We start from the raw sequence: 369 nt of genomic DNA, 5'->3' as shown, positions 1-369 counted from the left end.
CCTCGGCGGAGCGCGACGAGCGCGAGGCGCTCGGCCGGTCGCGCGGCGGCTACGGGACCAAGGCGTGCGTGATCGCCGATGCCTCCGGCCGCGCCATCGGCTTCGCCCTGGCCCCCGGACAAGCACACGAGTTGCCGCTGGCACCGCTGCTCCTGACACTCCTCTCGATCATCCCCGCTTGGATCGTGGCCGACCGCGGATACGCCAGCCACGCCTTCCGCGACCTCATCTGGAACCTTGGCGCCCGCCCCGTAATCCCGGCCAAGCGCACCGAAGCGCCCGTCGCGTGCCCGCCGTGGATCTACCACAATCGCAGTCGGGTCGAGTGTCTCTGGGCGCGGCTCAAAGAGTGGCGCGCCGTCGCCACCC

At 71.8% G+C, this 369-nt stretch carries 1 protein-coding gene; it reads left to right on the top strand.

Annotated elements, in window-relative coordinates:
* Window positions 1–369 (top strand): transposase (locus E2C06_RS37050; RefSeq protein WP_165982938.1); only part of this gene is annotated, 369 nt, incomplete at both ends.

The organism is Dankookia rubra (genome assembly GCF_004355005.1).
GTDB classification, from domain to species: domain Bacteria; phylum Pseudomonadota; class Alphaproteobacteria; order Acetobacterales; family Acetobacteraceae; genus Paracraurococcus; species Paracraurococcus ruber_A.
The sequence above is the reverse complement of the archived record's forward strand: the minus strand, read 5'-3'. Positions and strand labels throughout refer to the sequence as shown.